This window comes from Mesorhizobium sp. B2-3-2 (genome assembly GCF_006442295.1).
GTDB lineage: Bacteria > Pseudomonadota > Alphaproteobacteria > Rhizobiales > Rhizobiaceae > Mesorhizobium.
Map to the genome: position 1 here is coordinate 58,147 of NZ_VFWA01000011.1, position 22,647 is coordinate 80,793.

Annotated in this window: 21 protein-coding genes; 14 read left to right on the plus strand and 7 right to left on the minus strand. The window is 64.0% G+C overall.

Annotated features, from left to right (window positions below; translation table 11 throughout):
* Positions 1-35: 35 nt before the first annotated feature.
* Positions 36-734 (plus strand): type 1 glutamine amidotransferase, encoded by a 699-nt coding sequence (locus FJ964_RS22275; protein ID WP_140552401.1) that lies wholly within the window; start codon positions 36-38, stop codon positions 732-734.
* Between the two features lie 282 nt (positions 735-1,016).
* Positions 1,017-1,157: a hypothetical protein gene (locus FJ964_RS22280; RefSeq protein WP_181165325.1), complete on the plus strand. Its 141-nt coding sequence runs from the start codon at positions 1,017-1,019 to the stop codon at positions 1,155-1,157.
* Between the two features lie 41 nt (positions 1,158-1,198).
* Here the strand turns inward: FJ964_RS22280 and FJ964_RS22285 are convergent, their stop codons facing one another.
* The 3 genes from FJ964_RS22285 to FJ964_RS22295 are packed head-to-tail and all read right to left on the minus strand — an operon-like array spanning position 1,199 to position 3,971.
* Complete coding sequence (locus FJ964_RS22285) at positions 1,199-1,966, minus strand: metallophosphoesterase family protein (RefSeq protein WP_140552402.1); 768 nt, start codon at positions 1,964-1,966, stop codon at positions 1,199-1,201.
* 39 nt (positions 1,967-2,005) lie between these two features.
* Positions 2,006-3,142: an alpha-hydroxy acid oxidase gene (locus FJ964_RS22290; RefSeq protein ID WP_140552403.1), complete on the minus strand. Its 1,137-nt coding sequence runs from the start codon at positions 3,140-3,142 to the stop codon at positions 2,006-2,008.
* Between the two features lie 25 nt (positions 3,143-3,167).
* Positions 3,168-3,971 carry an FCD domain-containing protein gene (locus FJ964_RS22295; RefSeq protein WP_140552404.1) on the minus strand — a complete coding sequence of 268 codons (804 nt, stop codon included), beginning with the start codon at positions 3,969-3,971 and terminating at the stop codon, positions 3,168-3,170.
* A gap of 210 nt (positions 3,972-4,181) precedes the next feature.
* On the opposite strand from FJ964_RS22295, the gene FJ964_RS22300 reads away from it, so the two are divergent.
* From FJ964_RS22300 to glcF, 4 genes are all read left to right on the plus strand, one after another.
* Positions 4,182-5,504: a DUF3422 family protein gene (locus tag FJ964_RS22300; protein WP_140552405.1), complete on the plus strand. Its 1,323-nt coding sequence runs from the start codon at positions 4,182-4,184 to the stop codon at positions 5,502-5,504.
* Positions 5,505-5,663: 159 nt separating this feature from the next.
* Positions 5,664-7,160: an FAD-linked oxidase C-terminal domain-containing protein gene (locus FJ964_RS22305; RefSeq protein WP_140552406.1), complete on the plus strand. Its 1,497-nt coding sequence runs from the start codon at positions 5,664-5,666 to the stop codon at positions 7,158-7,160.
* 225 nt (positions 7,161-7,385) lie between these two features.
* Complete coding sequence (glcE, locus tag FJ964_RS22315) at positions 7,386-8,591, plus strand: glycolate oxidase subunit GlcE (RefSeq protein ID WP_140552407.1); 1,206 nt, start codon at positions 7,386-7,388, stop codon at positions 8,589-8,591.
* A 12-nt stretch (positions 8,592-8,603) separates the two neighbouring features.
* Positions 8,604-9,932 (plus strand): glycolate oxidase subunit GlcF, encoded by a 1,329-nt coding sequence (gene glcF / locus FJ964_RS22320; RefSeq protein ID WP_140552408.1) that lies wholly within the window; start codon positions 8,604-8,606, stop codon positions 9,930-9,932.
* A gap of 165 nt (positions 9,933-10,097) precedes the next feature.
* On the opposite strand, the gene FJ964_RS22325 is transcribed toward glcF, so the two are convergent.
* Both FJ964_RS22325 and FJ964_RS22330 read right to left on the minus strand, forming a co-directional pair.
* Complete coding sequence (locus FJ964_RS22325) at positions 10,098-11,018, minus strand: bifunctional 5,10-methylenetetrahydrofolate dehydrogenase/5,10-methenyltetrahydrofolate cyclohydrolase (RefSeq protein ID WP_140552409.1); 921 nt, start codon at positions 11,016-11,018, stop codon at positions 10,098-10,100.
* Between the two features lie 252 nt (positions 11,019-11,270).
* Positions 11,271-12,014, minus strand: a complete 744-nt coding sequence (locus FJ964_RS22330) for a L,D-transpeptidase (protein WP_140552410.1) — start codon at positions 12,012-12,014, stop codon at positions 11,271-11,273.
* A gap of 213 nt (positions 12,015-12,227) precedes the next feature.
* On the opposite strand from FJ964_RS22330, the gene FJ964_RS22335 reads away from it, so the two are divergent.
* Positions 12,228-12,866, plus strand: a complete 639-nt coding sequence (locus FJ964_RS22335; protein WP_140552411.1) for a DNA-3-methyladenine glycosylase I — start codon at positions 12,228-12,230, stop codon at positions 12,864-12,866.
* 2 nt (positions 12,867-12,868) lie between these two features.
* Here the strand turns inward: FJ964_RS22335 and FJ964_RS22340 are convergent, their stop codons facing one another.
* Positions 12,869-13,120: a hypothetical protein gene (locus tag FJ964_RS22340; RefSeq protein WP_140552412.1), complete on the minus strand. Its 252-nt coding sequence runs from the start codon at positions 13,118-13,120 to the stop codon at positions 12,869-12,871.
* A 251-nt stretch (positions 13,121-13,371) separates the two neighbouring features.
* Here FJ964_RS22340 and hisS point away from each other — a divergent pair, with 251 nt between their 5' ends.
* The 7 genes from hisS to FJ964_RS22380 all read left to right on the plus strand — a co-directional run bounded on the left by hisS (position 13,372) and on the right by FJ964_RS22380 (position 21,496).
* Positions 13,372-14,877 carry a histidine--tRNA ligase gene (gene hisS, locus FJ964_RS22345; protein WP_140552413.1) on the plus strand — a complete coding sequence of 502 codons (1,506 nt, stop codon included), beginning with the start codon at positions 13,372-13,374 and terminating at the stop codon, positions 14,875-14,877.
* A gap of 175 nt (positions 14,878-15,052) precedes the next feature.
* Entirely contained in the window at positions 15,053-16,174 is a 1,122-nt protein-coding gene (locus FJ964_RS22355) for an ATP phosphoribosyltransferase regulatory subunit (protein WP_140552415.1), read from the plus strand.
* Positions 16,171-16,869: an ATP phosphoribosyltransferase gene (hisG, locus tag FJ964_RS22360; protein ID WP_140552416.1), complete on the plus strand. Its 699-nt coding sequence runs from the start codon at positions 16,171-16,173 to the stop codon at positions 16,867-16,869. The genes FJ964_RS22355 and hisG overlap by 4 nt, the downstream gene beginning before the upstream one ends.
* Positions 16,870-17,129: 260 nt before the next feature.
* Positions 17,130-18,902: an AMP-binding protein gene (locus tag FJ964_RS22365; protein ID WP_140552417.1), complete on the plus strand. Its 1,773-nt coding sequence runs from the start codon at positions 17,130-17,132 to the stop codon at positions 18,900-18,902.
* 385 nt (positions 18,903-19,287) lie between these two features.
* Positions 19,288-19,959, plus strand: coding sequence for an amino acid ABC transporter permease (locus tag FJ964_RS22370; protein ID WP_140552418.1), 672 nt, complete (start codon positions 19,288-19,290; stop codon positions 19,957-19,959).
* Between the two features lie 9 nt (positions 19,960-19,968).
* Positions 19,969-20,619: an amino acid ABC transporter permease gene (locus FJ964_RS22375; RefSeq protein WP_140552419.1), complete on the plus strand. Its 651-nt coding sequence runs from the start codon at positions 19,969-19,971 to the stop codon at positions 20,617-20,619.
* Positions 20,620-20,674: 55 nt separating this feature from the next.
* Positions 20,675-21,496: a transporter substrate-binding domain-containing protein gene (locus FJ964_RS22380; RefSeq protein ID WP_140552420.1), complete on the plus strand. Its 822-nt coding sequence runs from the start codon at positions 20,675-20,677 to the stop codon at positions 21,494-21,496.
* Positions 21,497-21,753: 257 nt separating this feature from the next.
* Here the strand turns inward: FJ964_RS22380 and FJ964_RS22385 are convergent, their stop codons facing one another.
* A complete protein-coding gene (locus FJ964_RS22385; RefSeq protein WP_140552421.1) occupies positions 21,754-22,626 on the minus strand; it encodes an NmrA family NAD(P)-binding protein in 873 nt (290 codons plus the stop codon).
* Positions 22,627-22,647: the final 21 nt, after the last annotated feature.

A 22,647-nucleotide genomic window follows, 5' to 3' on the forward strand; every position in this document is an offset into this window, starting at 1 on the left:
TCGCCGCACCGTTTTCATGTCAGCAGGGTTTTGCGATGCGGGTGCTGGTGGTCCAGAACTACGACAATACCGGCCTCGGCCAGGTCGGCGCGGCTCTGGCGGAAGCCGGTGCCGATCTCGACATCCGCCTTCCTTACAAGGGCGATCCGCTGCCGCACGATGCGAACGGCCACGACGCCATGGTAGTGCTCGGCGGCGGCCAGAACGCTCTGGCCGACGATGAATATCCCTATTTTCCGGCGCTGCTCGAACTTATCAGCGATTTCGCCGGCAAGGACCGCGCCGTGCTCGGCATCTGCCTCGGCAGCCAGCTGGTGGCCCGCGCCTTCGGCGGCGAGAACCGCATCGGCGGCGCCAACGAATTCGGCTGGCGCGGCGTGTCGCTGACGCCGGACGCCAAGGCCGATCCGGTGCTGGCCGAGCTTCCGGAAAAGTTCCCGATCTTCCAATGGCACGACGACACTTTCGTGCTGCCCGAAGACGCCGTGCGGCTCGCCGGCAATGATGTCGCCGAGAACCAGGCGTTCCGTGTCGGCCGCGCCGTCTACGGCTTCCAGTTCCATTTCGAGGCCGACCGGCCGCTGATAAAGGACTGGAGCACCTCTTTCGCGCCGATCATTGCAGCGCGCCACCCCGACTGGGCCGGCAAGCTCGATGGCGAAATGGCCCGTAACGGACCGGATGCCGATGCTGCCGGCCTGGCCATCGCCCGCGCATGGGTGGCGACGATCTGAGCATCATCTCTGCGGACCAGGGCGTGGCAAAATTGGCACGCGGCGGTGAATCCGCCTGGGGAAAACCGGTTTCGTGCTTGGCTTGCGTACGCCCGCCATCCTAGAAGGCGCGCGCTCTGCATCACCGGTGCAACCGCGATGGGACCTTGGTGTGGCCCGTGCGACACACCGCCGATACAGAACATGCCTAGAAGCGCGAAATCGTCGAAACTTTGAGACGTATTTTCCGTTTCAACGCATTGGTAACCGCCTCGTGCACAGATGCAGGAAGCTCAACAAGAGATGACGTCCGTGAAAGCAGCGCTTCTGTCCTTTGCCATGATGTCCGCCATCGTGATTTGCGGTCTCGGCATCTATGCGGCCGATGCCGCCAACAACCACAACGCCGTCGACGGCTACGGGGTCACCGCTTCGCTGCGCTGAAACAGCCGGACCGGTCGCATCGTATCCGCGGCGCGCGCCACTCAAGCTTCCCTTATTGTCATTGTCAGAATGCGTTTGTCGGCGCCCTCGACAACGAGCGCGCTCAGCATGCCTGATTGCCAGGCGAGCGTATCGACATTGACGCGGTTGGCCATGACTTCCGCCTCGGGAACGGGCGTATGGCCGTGCACCACGATCTTCGGGAAAAGGCCGGCGTGATCGTGGAAAACGTCGCGGATCCAGATCAGATCCTGCGGATTCTGGTTCTCCAGGGCAATTCCTGGCCTGATGCCGGCATGGCAGAAGAAGAAGTCGCCGAAGCTGATTGAGAAGGGTAGCGAACGCAGGAAGTCGATATGGCGTTGCGGTACGGCTTCGAGCAGAGCCTGATGTCCCCGTCTCATCGTCTCCATCCTGCCGAACCACCCGGCGTCGGCAGCGAGCGGCACACCGTAGGATAGCGCCGTCTGGACCCCGCCATAGCGCATGAAAAGCCCGTCCGGGTCAGGGGTATCGAGAAAATCGAGAAAGCCGAGATCGTGATTGCCGGCGAGCATCACGTTTCGCGGATCGCGTTTGCGCGCCTCGATCAGGAAATCGACAACGTCCTTGGAGTCCGGCCCGCGGTCGACATAGTCGCCGAGGTGGATGACGCGCCAGTCGCGAGCCGGCTTCCATTCGAGCTCGCTCTCGATTCGCTGATGCATGGCGGCCAGCAGATCGAGCCGGCCATGGACATCGCCGATTGCGTAGAGCCGCATGCCGTCCGGGCCGCGCGCGTCCAGGAAATGAATGTCGGGTTCTGCCAACGTATCGCTGTCTCCGTGATCAGGCCGTCGCCGACCTGGCTAGCGCCGGATCTGGTCCTTGCCCATATCGGTCACCAGACGCTTTCCGCACAGCGCCAGCGTGATGTCCATCTCCTTACGGATGATTTCCAGCGCCTTGGTAACGCCTTCCTTGCCGAGCGCGCCCAGGCCGTAGAGAAACGGCCGGCCGATATAGGTGCCCCTGGCGCCGAGGCACAGCGCCTTCAGCACGTCCTGGCCGGAGCGGATGCCGCCATCCATGTGCACCTCGATCCTGTCGCCGACCGCGTCCGCGATTTCCTCCAGCGCCATGATTGACGAGGATGCGCCGTCCAACTGACGCCCGCCATGGTTGGAAACCACGATCGCGTCGGCGCCCGTTTCAGCGGCCATCAACGCGTCTTCCTTGTCGAGAATGCCTTTCAGGATCAGCTTGCCGCCCCAGCGTTCCTTGATCCAGGCGATATCCTTCCATGACAGATGCGGGTCGAACTGCTCCGTCGTCCATGACGCCAGCGAAGCCACGTCGCCGACGCCCTTGGCGTGGCCGACGATGTTGCGGAACGTGCGGCGCTTCGTGCCGGCCATGCCCATCCACCAGCGCGGACGGACCGCGATGTTGGCGATGTTGGCCAGCGTCATCTTGGGTGGCGCCGAAAGTCCGTTGCGGACATCCTTATGCCGTTGGCCGAGGATCTGCAGGTCGAGCGTCAGCACCAGCGCCGAGCATTTCGCCGCCTTTGCCCGGTCGATCAGATCGAGCACGAAGTCCTTGTCGCGCAGCACGTAAAGCTGAAACCAGAACGGCTTCTTCGTCACGGACGCGACATCCTCGATCGAGCAGATGCTCATCGTCGACAGGGTGAACGGCACGCCGAATTCCTCGGCCGCCTGCGCCGCCAGCATCTCGCCGTCCGCATGCTGCATGCCGGTCATGCCGGTTGGGGCCAGCGCCACCGGCATGGCCACCTTCTCGCCGATCATGGTCGATTCCAGCGAGCGGTTGCTCATGTCGACCAGCACGCGCTGGCGGAACTTGATCTTCTGGAAGTCGTCCTCGTTGGCCCGGTAGGTGCTCTCGGTCCATGCACCGGAATCGGCATACTCGAAGAACATCCTGGGCACGCGCCGTCGCGCCAGGTCCTTGAGGTCGGCAATGGTGAGAATGTCGCTCATCGTGTCCCCGCTTGATCGATATCGTTCAGGAGCGTTTGCGCGCCGGCTCGGCATCGCCGGCTTCAGAGCGTTGCCTGAGCCTGAGCCGCGATACGCGCTGCCAGTCGCCGCTGCGCTCGGCTTGCGCCATCGACCGCTCGACATAGATCATGTGGTCCATCGCCGCCTGCCGCGCGCCGGCCGGGTCGCCGGCCTTGACCGCGATGTGGATCGCCCGGTGCTGGGCCAGCAGCGCATCGCGCACGCCGGGCACGGTGAACACCAGCAACCGGTTCTGGAACACGCCTTCCGACAGCAGCCTATAGCAGGAGCGCAGCGTATGCAGGAGCAGGATGTTGTGCGCGCATTCGCAGATCGCATGATGAAACTCGACGTCGATCTCGGCTTCGTCGTCGAAATCCCCGGTGCGGTGCGCTTCGTCCATGCGTGCCATGATGCGGTCGAGCAGGGCCAGGTCCTCCGGCGTGGCGCGCCGCGCCGCATATTCGGCGGCGATCCCCTCCACCTCCCGGCGATACTCCAGGTAATCGGCCACCGCTTTGCGATGCGTCGAGATCAGGTCCGCCACCGGCTTGGTGAACAGCTGGCCGATGATGTCGGCGACATATGTGCCGCCGCCCGGCCGCGTCGTCAAAAGGCCGCGTCCCTCGAGCGCCTTCAGCGCGTCGCGCAGGATCGGCCGGGACACATCGAACTGGCGCGCCAGCTCGCGCTCGCCAGGCAGCCGGTCGCCGGTGCGCAGCACGCCTTCCAGGACGAGGCTTTCGATCTGCTGCACCACCTCGTCGGCGGTTCGCGAGTGCTCGATCCTGGAAAAAATGTCGCTCAACGGCATGCCTGCGAGTGTTGGACCGGTGTCGCGCAAGATAAAGCCAGCGTCGCCAACTGGTCAAATTATTTATCCAATTGGTCGAAGCGTGTCGGCTTCCGCGCTCGCGCCCATATCGTCTTCGGCTAAACTTTGCTGTTTGCGTCACCGGCCTATTGGCTCTAGAGGACGCAACTGCAAGAGGGTTCAAAGAAACCCGGGGAACAAGCCGTGTCGCAGGACCCGTCCAATCTCGAATTTCAACCGCGCGCCAAGGGCAGCGTGCTCGGCTTTCCGGCGCATGAGGGACGGCCTGGTGCGCTGGGCGAAGTCCACGCCCGTCCGCACCCGCTGATCGAGAAGCCGCGTGTGCTGATCCAGCTCGCCTTCATGACCGAGGGTGGCGCCGGCGTCGATCATTCGGTGCTTTCCGAGCTGTCGCGCCGGCTCGGCATAGCCGCGCCCGACCGTCAGGCCCGCCATCACGCCATGAGATGGGGCCAGGGCTCGCTGCGCTGGGAGCGGCATACCGAATTCTCCACCTACCTGTGGGAAGGGCCGCTAGTCGAAGGCGGCAAGGGCCAGGAGGATTCGCCGTTCGGCAACGGATTTTCTCCACCCGGAACCGTTATTTCAGGAATCCGGCTCGAGATCCGCAAATGGACGCAGGCGGGCGAGCGCTCGATCGCCGGCTTCGATCCGACCAGCCTCTGCTATTCGCTGGTCGAACGCGGCAATGCTGCGATCGTCACCGATTTCCGCCAGGATGGCGACGGCCTGACCCGTATGCTGATCCTTGACCGCGCCCTGACGCCGGCCAGCACCGGCGCCTTGTCGCAGCGGCTGATCGACATCGAGACCTACCGCACGCTGGCCACGCTCGGCCTCCCGCTGGCGCTGGCCTTGTCCGGCCGCGCCCGCCGCATCGAGGACAGGCTGGCCCAGATCACGCTGGAGATGAAGCTCGCCGAGACCCGCGACAGCCAGAAATTGCTGGCCGACCTGACCGAACTCGCGGCCGAGCTGGAGGCCGACGCGGCGTCGAGCCTCTACCGCTTCGGCGCCAGCCGTGCCTATGACGGCATCGTCGGCGAAAGACTGGAAGCGCTCGAGGAAGAGGCCGTACAGGGATATGACACCTGGGCGGGGTTCCTGCGGCGGCGCATGGCGCCTGCCATGCGCACCTGCCGTTCGGTCGAGGAGCGTCAGGCCAATCTATCGCGCAAGCTGACGCGCGCCACCACGCTGCTGCGCACCTGGGTCGATGTCGAGGTCGAGAAGCAGAACCGCGACCTGCTCGCCTCGATGAACAATCGCGCCCGGTTGCAACTGCGCCTGCAGCAGACCGTCGAAGGCCTGTCGGTCGCGGCCGTTTCCTACTATGTCGTCGGCCTCGTCGGCTATGTCGCCAAGGGCGCCTCGATCTTCGGCCATGCCTTCGCGCCCGAAGTGGTCACGGCGGCGTGCGTGCCGCTCGCCATCCTGCTGGTCTGGTGGGGCGTGCGGCGGGTGCGGCGCATGCATTCCGAGCCGGCGAAACATCCGGGCGAGTAGGCGCGCCTTACTTCCCACAGGATAAGGCCTGCCAGCGGCAGATTGCCGCTGCGGAAGGCGTCCGTTGCGTCCGTGCCCGCTCTCGGTCAAAGCGGGGTTTGCAACCGACGCGCTTCACTGGTAAAAGATTTTGACCAGTCAAGCGAGATGAGGCTGCCGATGTCCGGCCTTGCCATGCCCAAGCCAGACGACGCCACGATGCGCCGGCGCGGCGAGATCGTCGCCGACATGCGCATCATCGTGCCGGGCGAGGGCGTGGTCGACGCGACCAACGAAATGCGCGCCTTCGAAAGCGATGGCCTGACCGCCTACCGGCAATTGCCGTTGGTCGTGGTGCTGCCCGAAACGGTGGCGCAGGTTTCGCGCGTGCTGAAATACTGCAACGACCGCAACATCCGTGTCGTGCCGCGCGGCTCCGGCACCTCGCTGTCGGGCGGCGCGCTGCCGCTGGAGGACGCGGTGCTCCTGGTCATGAGCCGCTTCAACCGCGTTATCGAGATCGATTTCCCCAATCGCATCGTCGTCGCCCAGCCGGGCGTCACGAATCTCGGCATCACCACCGCCGTCGAGCAGGAGGGTTTTTACTACGCCCCCGATCCATCCTCCCAGATCGCCTGCTCGATCGGCGGCAATGTCGCGGAGAATTCCGGCGGCGTGCACTGCCTCAAATACGGCCTGACCGCCAACAATGTGCTCGGTATCGAGATGGTGCTGATGAACGGCGAGGTGGTGCGGCTCGGCGGCAGGCATCTGGACGCGGAAGGCTATGACCTGCTCGGCGTCATGACCGGCTCCGAAGGCCTGCTGGGCGTCGTCACCGAAGTCACGGTGCGCATTCTGAAGAAGCCGGAGACGGCACGTGCGCTGCTGATCGGCTTCCCGACCAGCGAGCAGGGTGGCCAATGCGTCGCCGACATCATCGGCGCGGGCATCATTCCGGGCGGCATGGAGATGATGGACCGCCCGGCGATCCATGCGGCGGAGGATTTCGTCCATGCCGGATACCCCCTGGATGTGGAGGCGCTGCTGATCGTCGAACTCGATGGGCCGGGCGTCGAGGTCGATCATCTCATCACCGCGGTCGAGGCGATCGCCATCCGCAACGGTTCGACCACCTGCCGCATTTCGCAGTCGGAGCAGGAGCGGTTGAGCTTCTGGGCAGGGCGCAAGGCGGCCTTCCCCGCGGTCGGCCGCATCTCGCCCGACTACTATTGCATGGACGGCACCATCCCGCGCAAGGAACTGCCGCGCGTGCTGGCCGGCATGCGTGAGCTCTCCGAGAAATACGGGCTTGGCGTCGCCAACGTCTTCCATGCCGGCGACGGCAATCTGCATCCGCTGATCCTCTATGACGCCAACGTGCCGGGCGAACTCGACAAGGCCGAGAGTTTCGGCGCGGACATATTGCGACTGTGCGTCAAGGTCGGCGGCGTCTTGACCGGCGAACATGGGGTCGGGGTCGAGAAGCGCGACCTGATGCCGGAAATGTTCAACCAGGTCGACCTCGACCAGCAGATGCGCGTCAAATGCGCCTTCGATCCCAATCATCTGCTCAACCCGGGAAAAGTGTTCCCGCAGCTTCGCCGCTGCGCGGAGCTCGGGCGAATGCACGTGCATCGCGGAGAGTTAGCGTTTCCGGATATTCCGAGGTTTTGAGGGATCTATGTTGGCGCGTGAACACCCCCCTCTGTCCTGCCGGACATCTCCCCCTCAAGGGGGGAGATTGGATGCCGCGCCGGGTTTCGCCAATCTCCAGCGTTGGCGGAAGGGCGAAGCGACGAAGCTGCCAATCTCCCCCCTTGAGGGGGAGATGTCCGGCAGGACAGAGGGGGGCGCGAAGGAACGCGGCATCTCCGCATTTGCATGTGGCGCATCGGCGCCATGACCACCTTCACCCCCACCACCCCTGCCGAAGTCCTCTCCACCGTCGCCTGGGCGGCGGCGGAAGGCTCGCCGCTCGAAATCCTCGGCCATGGTTCCAAGCGCGGCATCGGCCGTCCGCTGCAGACCGAGCACACGCTCGACCTGTCGAAGCTCGCCGGGGTGACGCTCTATGAACCGGCCGAACTGGTGCTGTCGGCAAAGGCCGGCACGCCGCTGGCCGAAATCGAGACGCTGCTGGCTCAAAACGGCCAGCAACTCGCTTTCGAGCCGATGGATTACGGCCCGCTGCTCGGCGGCGAGCCGGGCAAGGGCACGCTTGGTGGTGCGCTTGCAGCGAACCTCTCCGGCCCGCGCCGGCTGAAGGCGGGGGCGGCGCGCGACCATATCCTGGGCATCCACGTGGTTTCCGGGCGCGGCGAGGCTTTCAAATCCGGGGGCCGCGTGGTGAAGAACGTCACCGGTTACGATTTGTCCAAGCTGATGGCCAACAGTTGGGGCACGCTGGCCGTGTTCACCGACGTCACCTTCAAGGTGCTGCCGTCGGCCGAGACCGAGGTTACGCTCGCCGTCCGCGGCCTGCTCGACGATGCGGCCGCCGCGGCCATGGCCCTGGCGCTCGGCTCCAGTGCGGAAGTATCGAGCGCCGCGCACCTGCCGGAGCGGATTGCCGCACGGGTTGCCGCAGGCGTGCTCGGCAATGATGCGGCCACGCTGCTGCGGGTGGAGGGTTTTGGCCCCTCCGTCGCCTATCGCATCGCTGCGCTGAAGGCGTTGCTCGGAGATGCCGGACCACTGGAGGAGATTTCCAGCGAAGCGTCGGCCGCCCTGTGGCGTGACGTGCGCGATTGCAGGCCTTTCGCGGACAACAGCGACAAACCGGTCTGGCGCGTATCGATGGCGCCTGCCCAAGCGCACCAGATGGTTTTGACGCTGCGCATGCAGGCCGCCGTCAGCGCCTTCTATGACTGGCAGGGCGGACTGGTATGGCTGCGCATGGAGCAGGGCGATCCCGAAGCGGCGCTGCTGCGCGGACTTCTGAGAAAACATGGCGGCGGCCATGCGACGTTGGTGCGCGCGGCTCCTTCGCACCGCGCCGCCTTGCCGGTGTTCGAGCCGCAGGCTCCCTCACTGGCGGCGCTCAGCCAGCGGCTGAAGCAGGAATTCGACCCCAAGAACATTCTCAATCCCGGCCGCATGGCCTAGGACTAGAACGCGATGCAGACCAATTTCTCATCTGCCCAGCTTGCCGATCCGCATGTCGCGGAATCGGAGAAGATCCTGCGCAAATGCGTGCATTGCGGCTTCTGCACCGCCACCTGCCCGACCTATGTGACGCTGGGCAACGAGCTCGATTCACCGCGCGGGCGCATCTACCTGATCAAGGACATGCTGGAAAACGGCCGCCCGGCCGACAGGGAGATCGTCACCCATATCGATCGCTGCCTGTCCTGCCTCGCCTGCATGACCACCTGCCCGTCCGGCGTCAACTACATGCATCTGGTCGACCATGCCCGCGCCCATATCCAGCAGACCTATAGGCGGCCGCTGCTCGATCGCCTGACCCGCGCCATGCTGGCCTTCGTCCTGCCCTATCCCCGGCGTTTTCGCGCCGCGCTCAAACTGGCGAAACTGGGCAAGCCGTTCATCGGCCTGTTCGAGAAGATCCCGGCATTGAAGCCGCTTGGCGCAATGCTCAAGCTCGCGCCGGAATCGATCCCGGGAGGATCGCCGATGACTTCGCCGGGCACCCATACCGGGCAAGGGGCGAAGAGGGGTCGCGTCGCCATCCTCACCGGTTGCGCGCAATCGGTGCTCGATCCCGCCATCAACGACACGACCATTTCGTTGCTGACGCGGCTTGGCGTCGAGGTCGTGGTGCCGCCGGGCGAGGGCTGTTGCGGCGCGCTCGTCCATCACATGGGCCGCGAGCAAGCCGCCCTTGCTTCGGCAAGGCAAAATGTCGATGCCTGGACCCGCGCCATCGAACAGGGCGGGATCGATGCCATCATCGTCACCGCGTCGGGCTGCGGCACGACCATCAAGGATTACGGTTTCATGCTGCGGCTCGATCCGGCCTACGCCGAAAAGGCTGCACGTGTCTCCGCGCTGGCCAAGGACATCACCGAATACCTGGTCGCCATCGACCTGCCCGAACCGGTGCGCAAGCCGGGCACGGTCGTCGCCTATCATTCGGCCTGCTCGATGCAGCACGGCCAGAAGATCACCCGACAGCCTCGGGAATTGCTGGCCAAAGCCGGTTTCGTCGTGCGCGAGCCGCGCGAAGGGCACTTGTGCTGCGGTTCGGCCGGAACCTACAACATCCTGCAGCCGGATATTTCGGCCAGGCTGCGCGACCGCAAGATGAAAAACATCGAGGCTACCGGCGCTTCGGTCGTCGCCACCGGCAATATCGGCTGCATAACGCAGATCGCATCCGCCGCGAAGCTGCCGGTGGTGCATACGATCAAGCTGCTCGACTGGGCCTATGGCGGGCCGAGGCCGGAAGGTGTCGCGGAACCCGGTCTCGTTGCCGCGGAGCGATAAGACGGTCGTAGGCGCCAGCCCCCTCATCCGGCCGCTTCGCGGCCACCTTCTCCCCGCTGGGGAGAAGAGGTTGGCGCAGTTGTGGGAAATCTCCTCTCCCCTCGGGGAGAGGTCAGCCGAGCGAAGCGGAGGCTGGGTGAGGGGGCCTGGCGCCCCCCTGCGCCCTTACTCCGCCGCCAGCCTGTCGATCGTGCCGTAGGTCGCCTCGTAGAGCGCGCGCTGGCGGCTGAGCGCCACCATCGTGTTGCGCAGCAGGATCGCAACGGTAATCGGGCCGACGCCGCCCGGCACCGGCGTGATCCAGGAGGCCACGTCCTTCACGCTGTCGGTGTCGACGTCGCCGACGATACGGGTGGAACCGTCCGGGAGCGTCTCGGAATTGATGCCGATATCGATGACGGCAGCACCTGGCTTTACCATGTCGGCCTTGATCAGGCGCGGCTTGCCGACGGCGACGAACAGCGCATCGGCGCGGCGCGCATGCGCGGCGACCGAGCGCGTCATGTGATGGCAGACCGTGACCGTCGCGCCCTCGCTCATCAAGAGGAAGGCGATCGGCTTGCCGACGATCTCGGAGTGGCCGACGATCACCACTTCCAGGCCCTTGAGGTCGAGGCCGGTTTCCTTGAGCAGTTCGACCGAGGCGGCCGCCGTGCAGGGCGCCAGATCGAGCTGGTTGTAGACGATGTTGCCGATCGAGGCCGGATGCATGCCTTCGACGTCCTTCAGCGGATGCACCGCCGCCTGCAACGTCCTGATCGGGATATGTGCCGGCACCGGCCGCTGGATGATGATGCCGGTAACGCGCGGATCGGCGTTCAGGCCGTGGATCGCCGCTTCCAGTTCGCCCGCGGTAATGGTGGCGGGAAAGCGCCGTTCTTCGAAATCGATACCCGCCAGCTCCGCCTTGGCGCGCTGGTTGCGTACGTAGACATCCACCGCCGCCGTATCGCCGACGGTGATCGACACCAGCTTGGGCGGGAAACCTTCGGCTCTCGCGATCGCCGCATCCTCGCGCACGGCGGCGATGATGCGCCGGGCAACCGGGCCGCCCTTGAGATAGCGGCTGTCGTCGGACAGTGACATGATCGGACTCTTCTGACCTGAGCGTTGCCTTGCCATAGCAAAAGAACAGCGGCAATGGCAGCACGAATGCGAACCGTCATGCCTTTTGCGCGACGTGCGGGCGCGGCAGTGCTTCGCCCGAAACGGAAAGGGCAGCACGGTTTCCCGTGCCGCCCTTTCTGACCGGCCGCATCCCCATACGGCCCGTCCCCCGTTATTTCTTCCGATCCGGGGAAGCGCTGCGCTTCCGGATCGGGTGATTCGCAGCAACTATTATATCACCTCGACAGTGGTTCCGACATTGACCCGTTCGTAAAGGTCGACGACATCCTCGTTGCGCATGCGGATGCAGCCCGACGACACGGCGCCGCCGATCGTCCAGGGCTGGTTGGTGCCGTGGATGCGATATTCCGTACTGCCGAGGTAGAGCGCGCGCGCGCCGAGCGGGTTCTCCATGCCGCCGGCCAGGTAGGTCGGCAGGTAGCGCCCCTTGGCGGCCTCGCGCTTGATCATCGCGGCCGGCGGGCGCCAGTCCGGCCACTCGCGCTTGTTGGTGATCTTGTGCGTACCCGACCATTCGAAGCCGGGCTTGCCGGTGCCGACGCCATAGCGCCGCGCCTTGCCGTTCTTCTCGACCAGATAGAGGAAATTCTCGCGGGTATCGATGACGATGGTGCCCGGCTTCTGCGTGCCGTCATAGGCGACTTCCTGCGGCAGGTAGATCGGGTTGATCTGCGGGCGCATTACCATGCGCTTGGCCGGTGCCTGCACGGCCGCCGTCTGCACGCGGTCGGGCCGCGCCGGCTGCGCATAACGCGGGCGCGGCTGCTGCGTGACCTGCCGGTTCTGCCGCACGATGCCCGGCGCGTGGCCAAGCTGCAGCACCCAGGGGGCGGAAAGGTCGGGGCTCACCATCACCGGCGGTCTGTCGGCATAGCGGTCTCCGGCCGTGGAAGGTGTGACGCCGGCAGCAAACGCAGCCACGGCGCCGAGCACGGGAAACAAAACTCTCTTCATCGGGAACGCACCTTGATCGTCTGACAAACCGGGTGGAAACGGCCTCCCGGTTCAGCGATCATTGGCGCGGGAACAGCAACCGAAACATGAATCGGAATGTGTAAAATGCGGAACTGTCAGTAAACCTTTCGGTGTGGTTACCGCCGCGTTCAGGAATCTGGTAAAGCCAAGGTAAAGCAGCGCAACCAGCGCGTTAACGAATGGATTCTCGCCATGGACAATGAAAAAACCGGCCTTCTCGCCGGCCCCGACGGTGTCGCGCGCTGCTTCTGGCACGGCAATCTGCCCGACTATCTGCATTACCATGACCATGAATGGGGCCGCCCGGTGGCGGACGACCGCCGGCTGTTCGAGAAGATCTGTCTCGAAGGGTTCCAGTCGGGCCTGTCCTGGCTAACCATCCTGCGCAAGCGGGAGAATTTTCGCGCCGCTTTCGCCGGCTTCGATTTCGACAAGGTCGCCGCCTTCACCGAGAAGGATGTCGAGCGCCTGCTCGGCGATGCCGGCATCATTCGCCATCGCGGCAAGATCGTCTCGACCATCAACAATGCCAAACGCGCCCGCGAAATGGTGGACGAATTTGGCTCGCTGGCTGCCTGGTTCTGGAAGTTCGAACCCGGCAAGGAGGAACGGCCGCAGGTCGTCGACCTCGCCCATCTGCGCGCCAATCCGACCACGGCGGTCTCGATCCGCATTTCCAAGGACCTGAAGAAGCGCGGCTGGACCTTCGTCGGCCCGACCACGGTCTACGCCTTCATGCAGGCGATGGGTCTGGTCAACGATCATCTCGAGGGATGTGTGTGCCGCAAGCAGGTCGAAAAGGAGCGGAAGGCTTTTAAACGGCCGAGATAGCCTCAGCTGCCATTGGCACTTCCCAGAAACAGGCCGGCGACGATCGCGACCACGGTGGCGACCGTCGGATAGATCACCAGCAGGCCGGTCACCAATGCATCGCGCATGGAAGGCCCCTTGCCGGTATCGGCGGAAACCTCGAACGGTCCGGCCGGCTGGCCGATCATCCTGGGGGCATGGACATCTGCCGCGCGCAGGCGTGCCGGCATGTCGCCCGCATCCCTGTTATCCTGAAATTCCACCGCGCTGATCATGTCCCGACCCCTTCATTGCGGTGCGCTGTATCGGCCTCGATTATGTCGGCACGATGCCGCGCCGATGGCGGGATTGTTTCATTTTCGGTGCGTTTTTGTTTCAGCGAACGCCCGTGCGTGTCTCCTCGCACGCATGGATACCGTGTCCGCCGCCGGCCTTGCCGCATACGGCCTCATCAGTTAGGACACGCCCGTTGCGAAAATCGCAACGCTGTTGAGTTTTCAGCAACACGAAATACCGGGCGAATCCCATGGCCGACAAATCGGAAAAGACGAAAGCGCGGCTGCCGCGCGGTTTTGCCGACCGCAGCGCCGAAGATATCCGCGCCGTCGAGAAGATGATGGCGACGATCCGCTCGGTCTACGAACTCTACGGTTTCGAGCCGGCCGACCAGCCGCTGATCGAATACACCGATGCGCTCGGAAAATTCCTGCCCGACCAGGACAGGCCGAACGAAGGCGTGTTCTCCTTCCAGGACGACGACGACCAGTGGCTGTCGCTGCGCTACGACCTGACCGCGCCGACGGCGCGTTTCGTCGCCGAGAATTTCGAGCGCTTGCCAAAACCCTATCGCAGCTATCGTTCCGGCTGGGTGTTCCGCAACGAGAAGCCCGGTCCCGGCCGCTTCCGCCAGTTCATGCAGTTCGACGCCGACACGATCGGTACGCCGGGCGTCGCGGCCGACGCCGAGATGGCGATGATGATGGCCGATGTCATGGAAGCGCTCGGCATCAAGCGCGGCGACTACGTCATCCGCGTCAACAACCGCAAGGTGCTGGACGGCGTGCTCGAGGCGATCGGCCTCGGCGGCGAAGAAAATGCCGGCCGCCGGCTTACCGTGCTGCGCGCTATCGACAAGCTGGACAAGCTCGGGCCGGAAGGCGTCCGACTACTGCTTGGCCCGGGGCGCTGGGACGGCGGCAAGGAAGGCGAGGGCGACTTCGCCAAGGGCGCCGGGCTGGATGATACGCAAGCCGAGGCGGTTCTTCAGGCGACCGCTCGAAATGCGCAGGCCGGCCAGGATGCCAGCGTCAGTGCGAACGCCGTCTACCAGGAGGGCGTTGGCGAACTCGCGACCATCGAGGCCCTGGTCAGGGCGGCGGGATACGGCGAAGATCGCGTCGCCATGGACCGCTCCGTTGTGCGCGGCCTCGAATACTACACCGGTCCGGTCTTCGAGGCCGAGCTCCTGGCCGAGATCCCCAACGAGGACGGCCAGATCGTGCGCTTCGGTTCGGTCGGCGGCGGCGGACGCTATGACGGGCTGGTGTCGCGCTTCCGCGGCGAACCGGTGCCGGCGACCGGCTTTTCGATCGGCGTTTCCAGGCTGATGACGGCGCTGAAGAACCTCGGCAAGCTCGACAGCGCCGACGTGATCGCGCCGGTCGTCGTGCTGGTCATGGACAGGGACACCGAAAGCCTCGGCCGCTACCAGAAGATGGTGGCAGAGCTTCGCGCCGCCGGCATCCGCTCCGAAATGTATCTCGGCGGCGCCGGCATGAAGGCGCAGCTCAAATATGCCGACCGCCGCGGCTGCCCGGTGGCCGTCATCCAGGGCGGCGACGAGCGCGCCAAGGGCGAATTGCAGATCAAGGACCTGATCGAAGGCGCGCGCCTGTCGGCCGAGATCACGGACAACGCCGAATGGCGCGCCGCACGCCCGGCGCAGGTCACGGTGGCGGAAGGCGAGCTGGTTGCGCAGGTGAAGAAAATCCTGGCGGCGCAGACCTCCGATCATGCGAAGGATGGCGCTTGAGCGCCCCCCTCTGGCCTGCCGGCCATCTCCCCCTCAAGGGGGGAGATTGGACGTCGTTTGGGCTTTCGCCAATCTCCAGCGTTGAAGAGGCGCCAAGCCTCAAGCTGCCGATCTCCCCCCTTGAGGGGGAGATGTCCGGCAGGACAGAGGGGGGGGCCTCGCGCCCAACCTATCAATGACCACCCGCTATCCCGCCATCTCCGCCGACATCACCAACCTCTTCGCCGCCCGCGACACGCACGCCGTCGAAGTGGCCGTGCTGCAGCCGGCCGATCCCTTCCTCGACATGGCCGGCGAGGATTTGCGCCGCCGCATTTTCCTGACCGAAAGCGAGACCGGGCAGACGCTTTGCCTGCGGCCGGAATTCACCATTCCCGTCTGCCTCGACCATATTGCCAGCCAGGCCGGCACGCCGCGTCGCTACTCCTATCTGGGCGAGGTGTTCCGCCAGCGCCGCGAAGGCGGCAACGAGTTCTTCCAGGCCGGCATCGAGGATCTCGGCGACCGCGACACGGCCGCGGCCGATGCCCGTTCGGTGGCCGATGCGCATGCGCTGCTGTCCCTGGCGTTGCCGGACCAGAAGCTGGCGATCACGCTCGGCGATCAGGCCGTCTTCGAGGCGGTGCTGGCGGCGCTCGGCCTGCCGCGCGGCTGGCGCATGCGGCTCGCCCGCGCCTTCGGTTCGGCGCCGATGCTGGAGGCAGCCCTTGCCGATCTCGCCAACCCGCCGCGCAACAGCCAGCTCTCGGGCCCGGTCGCGGCACTCGTGCTCGACGGTGACCTGGACGGTCTCTCCGCGCATATAGCCGGCGGCATGGAAGAGGCCGGCCTGTCGGCTTCGGCTGGACGCGCGCCGGCCGATATCGCGCGGCGGCTGATCGAAAAGGCCGAGCTGCGCAGCGTGCGGCTGTCCGACGAAGCCTTCGCGGCGTTGAAGACCTTTCTGGCGATCGACGTGCCGCTCGGCGCGGCGACACGGGCGCTGGAGAGCTTTGCCGCCGACGCGGGCCTATCGCTGGGTGCCGCGCTGGAAAAATTCGCGGCGCGCGCCAAGGCAATCGAGGCACATGGCTTGCCGGCGCAAGGAATCCGCTACGATGCCGCCTTCGGCCGTCCGCTCGATTATTACACCGGCCTCGTCTTCGAGATCGCGGCACAGGATGCCGACCGGCCGCTGGCCGGCGGCGGTCGTTACGACCGGCTGCTGACGCTGCTCGGCGCAAAGACGCCGATCCCCGGCGTCGGCTTCTCGGTCTGGCTCGACCGCATCGAGGCATTGCGGGAGGACGCGCGATGATCACGCTGGCGATCCCGTCCAAGGGCCGGTTGAAGGAGCAGGCGCTGGAGGTGCTGGCGAAAGCCGGCCTCGCCATCAGCCTGCCCGGTGACGAGCGCAAATATCACGCCCGCGTCGAAGGCACGGACAATGTCGAAGTCGTTTTCCTGTCCGCCTCCGAAATATCGGGCGAGATCGGGCAAGGGGCCGTCGATCTCGGCATCACCGGCGAGGACCTCGTGCGCGAGAACCTCGCCGACTGGGAGGCGCGCGCCGAGATCGTCGCCCGTCTCGGCTTCGGCCATGCCGATGTCGTGGTGGCCGTGCCCGACATCTGGCTCGATGTCGAGACCATGGCCGACCTCGATGATGTCGCCGCCGATTTCCGCCAGCGTCACGGAAGGCGGCTCAGGATCGCCACCAAATACTGGCGGCTGACCCAGCAATTCTTTTCGCAAAAGCACGGCATCCAGGTCTATCGCATCGTCGAGAGCCTGGGCGCCACCGAGGGCGCGCCGGCGGCCGGCCTTGCCGACGTCATCGTCGACATCACCACCACGGGCTCGACCCTGCGCGCCAACCATCTCAAGGTGCTGGCCGACGGCGTCGTGCTGCGGTCGCAGGCGTGCCTTGTCGCGTCGCGAAAGGTGCGTTCCACGGCCGACGAGGCGATCCTGCGCGACATAGCGGCGAGCATGGCCTCGGTGAAGGCATAGCCCGTCCAGCATGCCTCGGCGATCGTCGTGCCTGGCGGCGGACAAATTTTGTTCTTGCTTTGTGCCGGCAACTATGCTACAAATATCGGTATGGTGATGATTTGCGCCACCCGCCCGACGAGGCGGGTTTTTCGTTTCTGCGCCATTCTCACGACCCTGGAAGGCGGCGCGGCCCGCCTTCCGAAGCCCGCCCTACCTTCGGCGGGATTTCCACCGTCCCGGCAGGCTGATAGGCTCGGATGTTCTGGGAGGAGAGAGCGATGCCGGTCAATCTCGACGAGCTGAAGAACGCCACCAATCTGCGCGGACGCGGCGCGTACGCCGGCAGCGTCTTTGTCGCGCCCGTCGACGGCAAGGCGCATGTCTCCGGTGAGCGCGCCGTGCCGCTGCTCGACAAGACCATCCCCGCGCTGTTCTCCGACACGGCCGTCAAATACGCCACGCTCGATGCCGCCGTCTTCGTCGGCCAGGACAAGCGCTTCACCTGGAGCGAGCTGTCCGACACGGTGGACGCGCTGGCCGCCGGCTTCCTGGCGCTGGGCCTCGAAAAGGGCGATCGCGTCGGCATCTGGTCGCCCAACCGCTGGGAATGGCTGGTGACGCAATTCGCCACCGCCCGCATCGGCCTGATCCTGGTCAACATCAACCCGGCCTATCGGCTCACCGAGCTGGACTATGCGCTGAACAAGGTCGGCTGCAAGGCTCTGGTCACCGCGGCCAGTTTCAAGAGCTCGGATTATCTCGGCATGATCGAGGCGCTGGCGCCGGAGATCGCGAAGGCGACACCCGGCAAGCTCAAGGCGCAGAAGCTGCCGGCGCTCAGGATCGTCATCCGCATGGGCGAGGAGAACTCGCCAGGCATGTTCAATTTCGCCGACGTGCTGGCGATGGCGGGGCGCGACGAGCATGACAGCCTCGACCGCATCTCCGAAGGGCTGAAGCCGGACGACGCCATCAACATCCAGTTCACCAGCGGAACCACGGGCGCGCCCAAGGGCGCGACGCTGACCCACAACAACATCGTCAACAACGGCAATTTCGTCACCTCGGCGATCAGGTTGACGGCCGACGACCGGCTTTGCATTCCCGTGCCGCTCTACCATTGCTTCGGCATGTCGATGGGCACGATGGGCTGCGTCACCAAGGGCGCGACAATGGTCTTTCCCGGCGAGGGCTTCGATGCCGGCGCGACATTGAACGCCGTGGCGCAGGAGCGCTGCACCGGTCTCTACGGCGTGCCGACCATGTTCGTCGGCCTGCTCGACCATCCCGATTTCGCCGCCTTCGACCTGTCCAGCCTGCGCACCGGCATCATGGCCGGCTCGCCATGCCCGATCGAGGTGATGAAGAAGGTGGTGTCGTTGATGCATATGTCCGAAGTGACCATCGCCTACGGAATGACCGAGACCAGCCCGGTCTCGTTCCAGAGCAGCGTCGACGATCCCCTGGAAAAACGCGTCTCGACCGTCGGGCGCGTTCATCCCCATGTCGAGGTCAAGGCCATCGATGCCGATGGCGCAACCGTCGCGGTCGGTGCGCCGGGCGAACTCTGCACGCGCGGCTATTCCGTGATGAAGGGCTATTGGGACGACGACGACAAGACCCGCGAGGCGATCGATGCCGACGGCTGGATGCATACGGGCGACCTCGCCACGATCGACGCCGAGGGCTATTGCAACATCGTCGGCCGGGTCAAGGACATGGTCATCCGCGGCGGCGAGAATGTCTATCCGCGCGAGGTCGAGGAGTTCCTCTACCGCCATCCCAAGGTGAGGGAAGTGCAGGTGTTCGGCATTCCCGACGCCAAATATGGCGAGGAGCTCTGCGCCTGGATTGTGCTCAAGCCCGGCCAGATCGCCACCGAGCAGGAGATCAAGGCCTTCTGCGCCGGCCAGATCGCGCATTACAAGGTTCCGCGTCACATCCGCTTCCGCACGGAATTGCCGATGACGGTGACCGGCAAGGCGCAGAAATTCCTGATGCGCCAGGCGATGGTGGAGGAACTGGGGCTGGTGACGCAGAAGACCGCGTGAGAACGTTTCCGGGCGCCGGATTGGGCTGCGCGGTTGCCAAGACAATTGTGAAATGTCGCGTTTGGGGCCGAGAGTGGTCAGTCGGGCTACAGGATGCATGAGCCAGAAAGCTGACATTTCGCCGGCGACCCACTGCGGGCACGCAATTTGACTTACACGGACACAATGCCCCAAATCCATGACGAGATGGACGTCCATATGGATGGATCGGGACCTCAATGGCAGCTTATGAGATTTTCGACGTAGATATCAGTGATCCGGTCGGTACCAAGAATTCATGACGGGCGTGAAGTCTGCTTGGAATTAGCCGGAGCCGAATCTCTGGCGCAAGGTCGAGCACGACTATGTGTAGTTTGCGAAATTAGCTTGTACATGGATATATACGATGAGCTATGAGTTTGATTTCGCGGACGTCTTTGCCGCATGGCCAGAGCTAGCACAAGGCGCGCTCAATACTCTTGTCATGTCCGGTCTTGCAATGGCCATAGGCATGGTCGTTGCGGTTGCCGGCGCGCTCGGCAAGACCTCCGGCCCAAAGCCGTTACGTATCGTCATAGATGCCTATATCGAGTTGATCCGGAACACACCCTTCCTCATCCAGATTTTCATGATCTTCTTCGGCCTGCCGTCGCTAGGCATTCGTCTATCTTCCAATACGGCGGCGGTGATAGCGCTGGTCGTCAATGTCGGCGCCTACGGCATCGAGATCATCCGCGCCGGCATTGAAAGTATAGGCAAGGGACAGATCGAGGCAGGCCGGGCGCTCGGCCTGAAGCCGCTGCAGATTTTCCGCCTCATCGTACTCAAACCCGCGATCCAGGCGATCTATCCTTCGCTCACCAGTCAGTTCATCCTGCTCCTACTGAATTCCAGCGTCTGTTCGGCTATTGCCGCTACCGAATTGACGGCCGCCGCCGGCGACATCCAGTCGCGGACTTTCCGCTCGTTCGAGGTGTATTTCGTCATCACCTGTATGTACTTCGTCATGTCCCTGTTCTTCTGGGGCGTGTTTGGCGCAATCGAGAGAGCCCTGCTGCGCAAGCCGGCGCGGCAATAGGAGGCGACCGTGCGCGAACTTAGTTCCGGCGACATTCTCTATATTATCGGCGCTGTCCGCTGGACGCTGCTTCTGTCGATCATCGCTTTTATAGGCGGTTCCATCGGTGGCGTGCTTGTCGCACTCGCGCGTACCGGCGAGTTCCCGTGGCTGCGAATGCTCGTCTCTGGCTACATCAAGGTCTTTCAGGGCACACCGCTTCTGATGCAGCTTTTCCTCGCCTTCTTCGCGCCCGGCATCTTCGGTATCTCCGTCGATCCCTGGACGGCGGCTGCGCTTGGCCTGTCGCTCCACGCCAGCGCCTTCTTAGGCGAAATATGGCGGGGCGCCATCGAGGTCGTCCCGGGGGGCCAATCTGAAGCCGCGACGGCTCTGGGGCTGCGTTACTGGCCGAGAATGATGCTGGTCATCGCACCGCAGGCTGTACGGATCGCCATTCCTCCAACCGTCGGCTTTTTGGTACAGCTCATCAAAGGGACTTCGCTTGCTTCCATCATCGGTTTCGTCGAACTGACGCGCGCTGCGCAGGTAGTGAACAATGCAACCTTTCATCCATTCACGATTTTCGGGCTTGTGGCACTGGCCTATTTTGTCGTTTGCTGGCCGCTGTCGGCCTACAGCAGACGCATGGAGCGTAAGCTTGGCGTCGCCGGACGCTGAAACGGCAAACGCGGATCGCAGAGCAGTCGAAACTAACATCCTGGGAGAAATGTGTATGACGATCTTGAACTCGATCACGCGACGCGGTTTCGCCACACTCTTCGCCGCCGGCATAACCACGGCGTTTCTGAGCACTGGCACAGCCAGCGCCGCAACTCCCGACGAAATCAAGCAAAGCGGCACCCTCCGAGTTGGCGTTCTAGTCGACTATCCGCCGTTTGGCGGCACCGATGCCAACCAGCAGCCTGCGGGCTACGACGCCGATGTCGCAGCGCTTCTGGCGAAATCGCTCGGCGTGAAACTAGAGCTTGTTCCCGTCACTGGCCCCAACCGCATTCCCTATCTTTTGACCAATAAGATCGACGTGCTGATCGCTACCTTCGGCATCACAGCCGAGCGAGCTAAGCAGGTGCTGTTTTCCAAACCCTATTCCGCGCTGACGATCTATGTGCTTGCCCCGAAAAGTCTGAAGGTTAAAGGTCCGGAAGATCTCAAATCCGTCAGCATCGGCGTCGCGCGCGCATCGACGCAGGATACAGCTATTACGGCGATGGCCCCGCAGGGGACAGAAATCAAGCGCTTCGACGACGACGCCACTGCACTGCAGGCGCTCATTTCCGGACAAGTGCAGGCGCTCGGCGCTTCCAACACCATCCTGGCGCAACTCACCAAAGACTATCCGAAAATGGAGATCGAGCCGAAGATTACGCTGAAGTCCCAGGCGAACGGCATGGCATTCAGCAAGTCCAATACGGCGCTGCAGGAATACGCGAACACATTTATTGCCGAGATCGAAAAGAATGGCGAGCTGTCTAAAATCAACGAACGCTGGTTCGGCGCTCCCCTTGGCGAGTTGCCGCCGATGCCCAAACTCTAGTCAACGTGATCGGCACGATCTGAATCACGGACGGGCATCTGGCGTTTTCTCCTTATCGTCATCAAGGGCGCGTGGACCGTGAATACTGGGACACGCGTCACGTACCCACCACCGCATGCATGCAGCAGGAAACAGAAACGACTAAATCCTCCCGGAGATACGAAAAGTCAGGGGGGAGTGCTTCACGTTACTTTGAATGTTGAGACTTCCCGCGCCGCGTCCAACGCAGAAGCGGGAAGTCTCCGTCTCTCCCGGACTTACGCCTTGGCGGCGTTCTGTGCAGCCTCGAATACATCGCGCGCGGACGTCGTACCCGCTACGTGCTCCGTTCCCTCGACTCCGAGGTCCATCCACCCTGCATTCACGGCTTCGAACATTTCTTCGGCAGGTCCGGAGCGGCCTTTCGGGATGCCGAATTGCTCGAAGGCTTCCGCCCACCCTGCGCGCGGGATCGCAAAGGCTTTCACGTCGCGATTCAGGACTTCGCCTAACTGCCCCGCGAGGTCATCCGCGGTGACCATGGAACCAAGCTCGATGACGCGCCGCCCTGACCACGCCGGTCCGGCCAGAAGGGTTGCGACCGCCGCGCCTATGTCGTTCGTTGCGACCATGGTCGATTTCCGGTTTGTCGGATTGTAGTAGACCGGTAGCGTTCCGCCCTGCGCAACCTGCAAGCCGTAGAGGAAGTTTTCGAAGAAACCGCCGGCGCGCACAAATGCGACTGGCGATTTCAGTTCGCGAAACCCTTGCTCCAGAAGCGACAAGGCCGCGATCACCCCGTGCCCGCTGGTTCGGTTCGCACCCATCGACGAAAGCGCAACCACTCGCGGCGGCGCTGCCTTGGTGAGCGCCTCGACATAGTTTGCAATCACGCCCTTTGCTTCCTTGTAATCGGGCGACGGCGCCCAGACAGGGGGCAACATGACGAACGCGCCTTCGACGCCTTTGAGCGCTCGCTCGATGGCTGCCGGATCATTCCAATCGCCATCAACCAGCTCCACGCCCTGGTTCGCCCAGTTAACCGCCTTCTCGCGGTCGCGGACCAGCGCGCGCACCTTCTTGCCTTGCGCCAGCAAATGCCTTGCCGTTGCGCCACCAACTTTTCCCGTGATTCCCGTTACTAGAAACATGTGTTTTCTCCTGATGTTGAG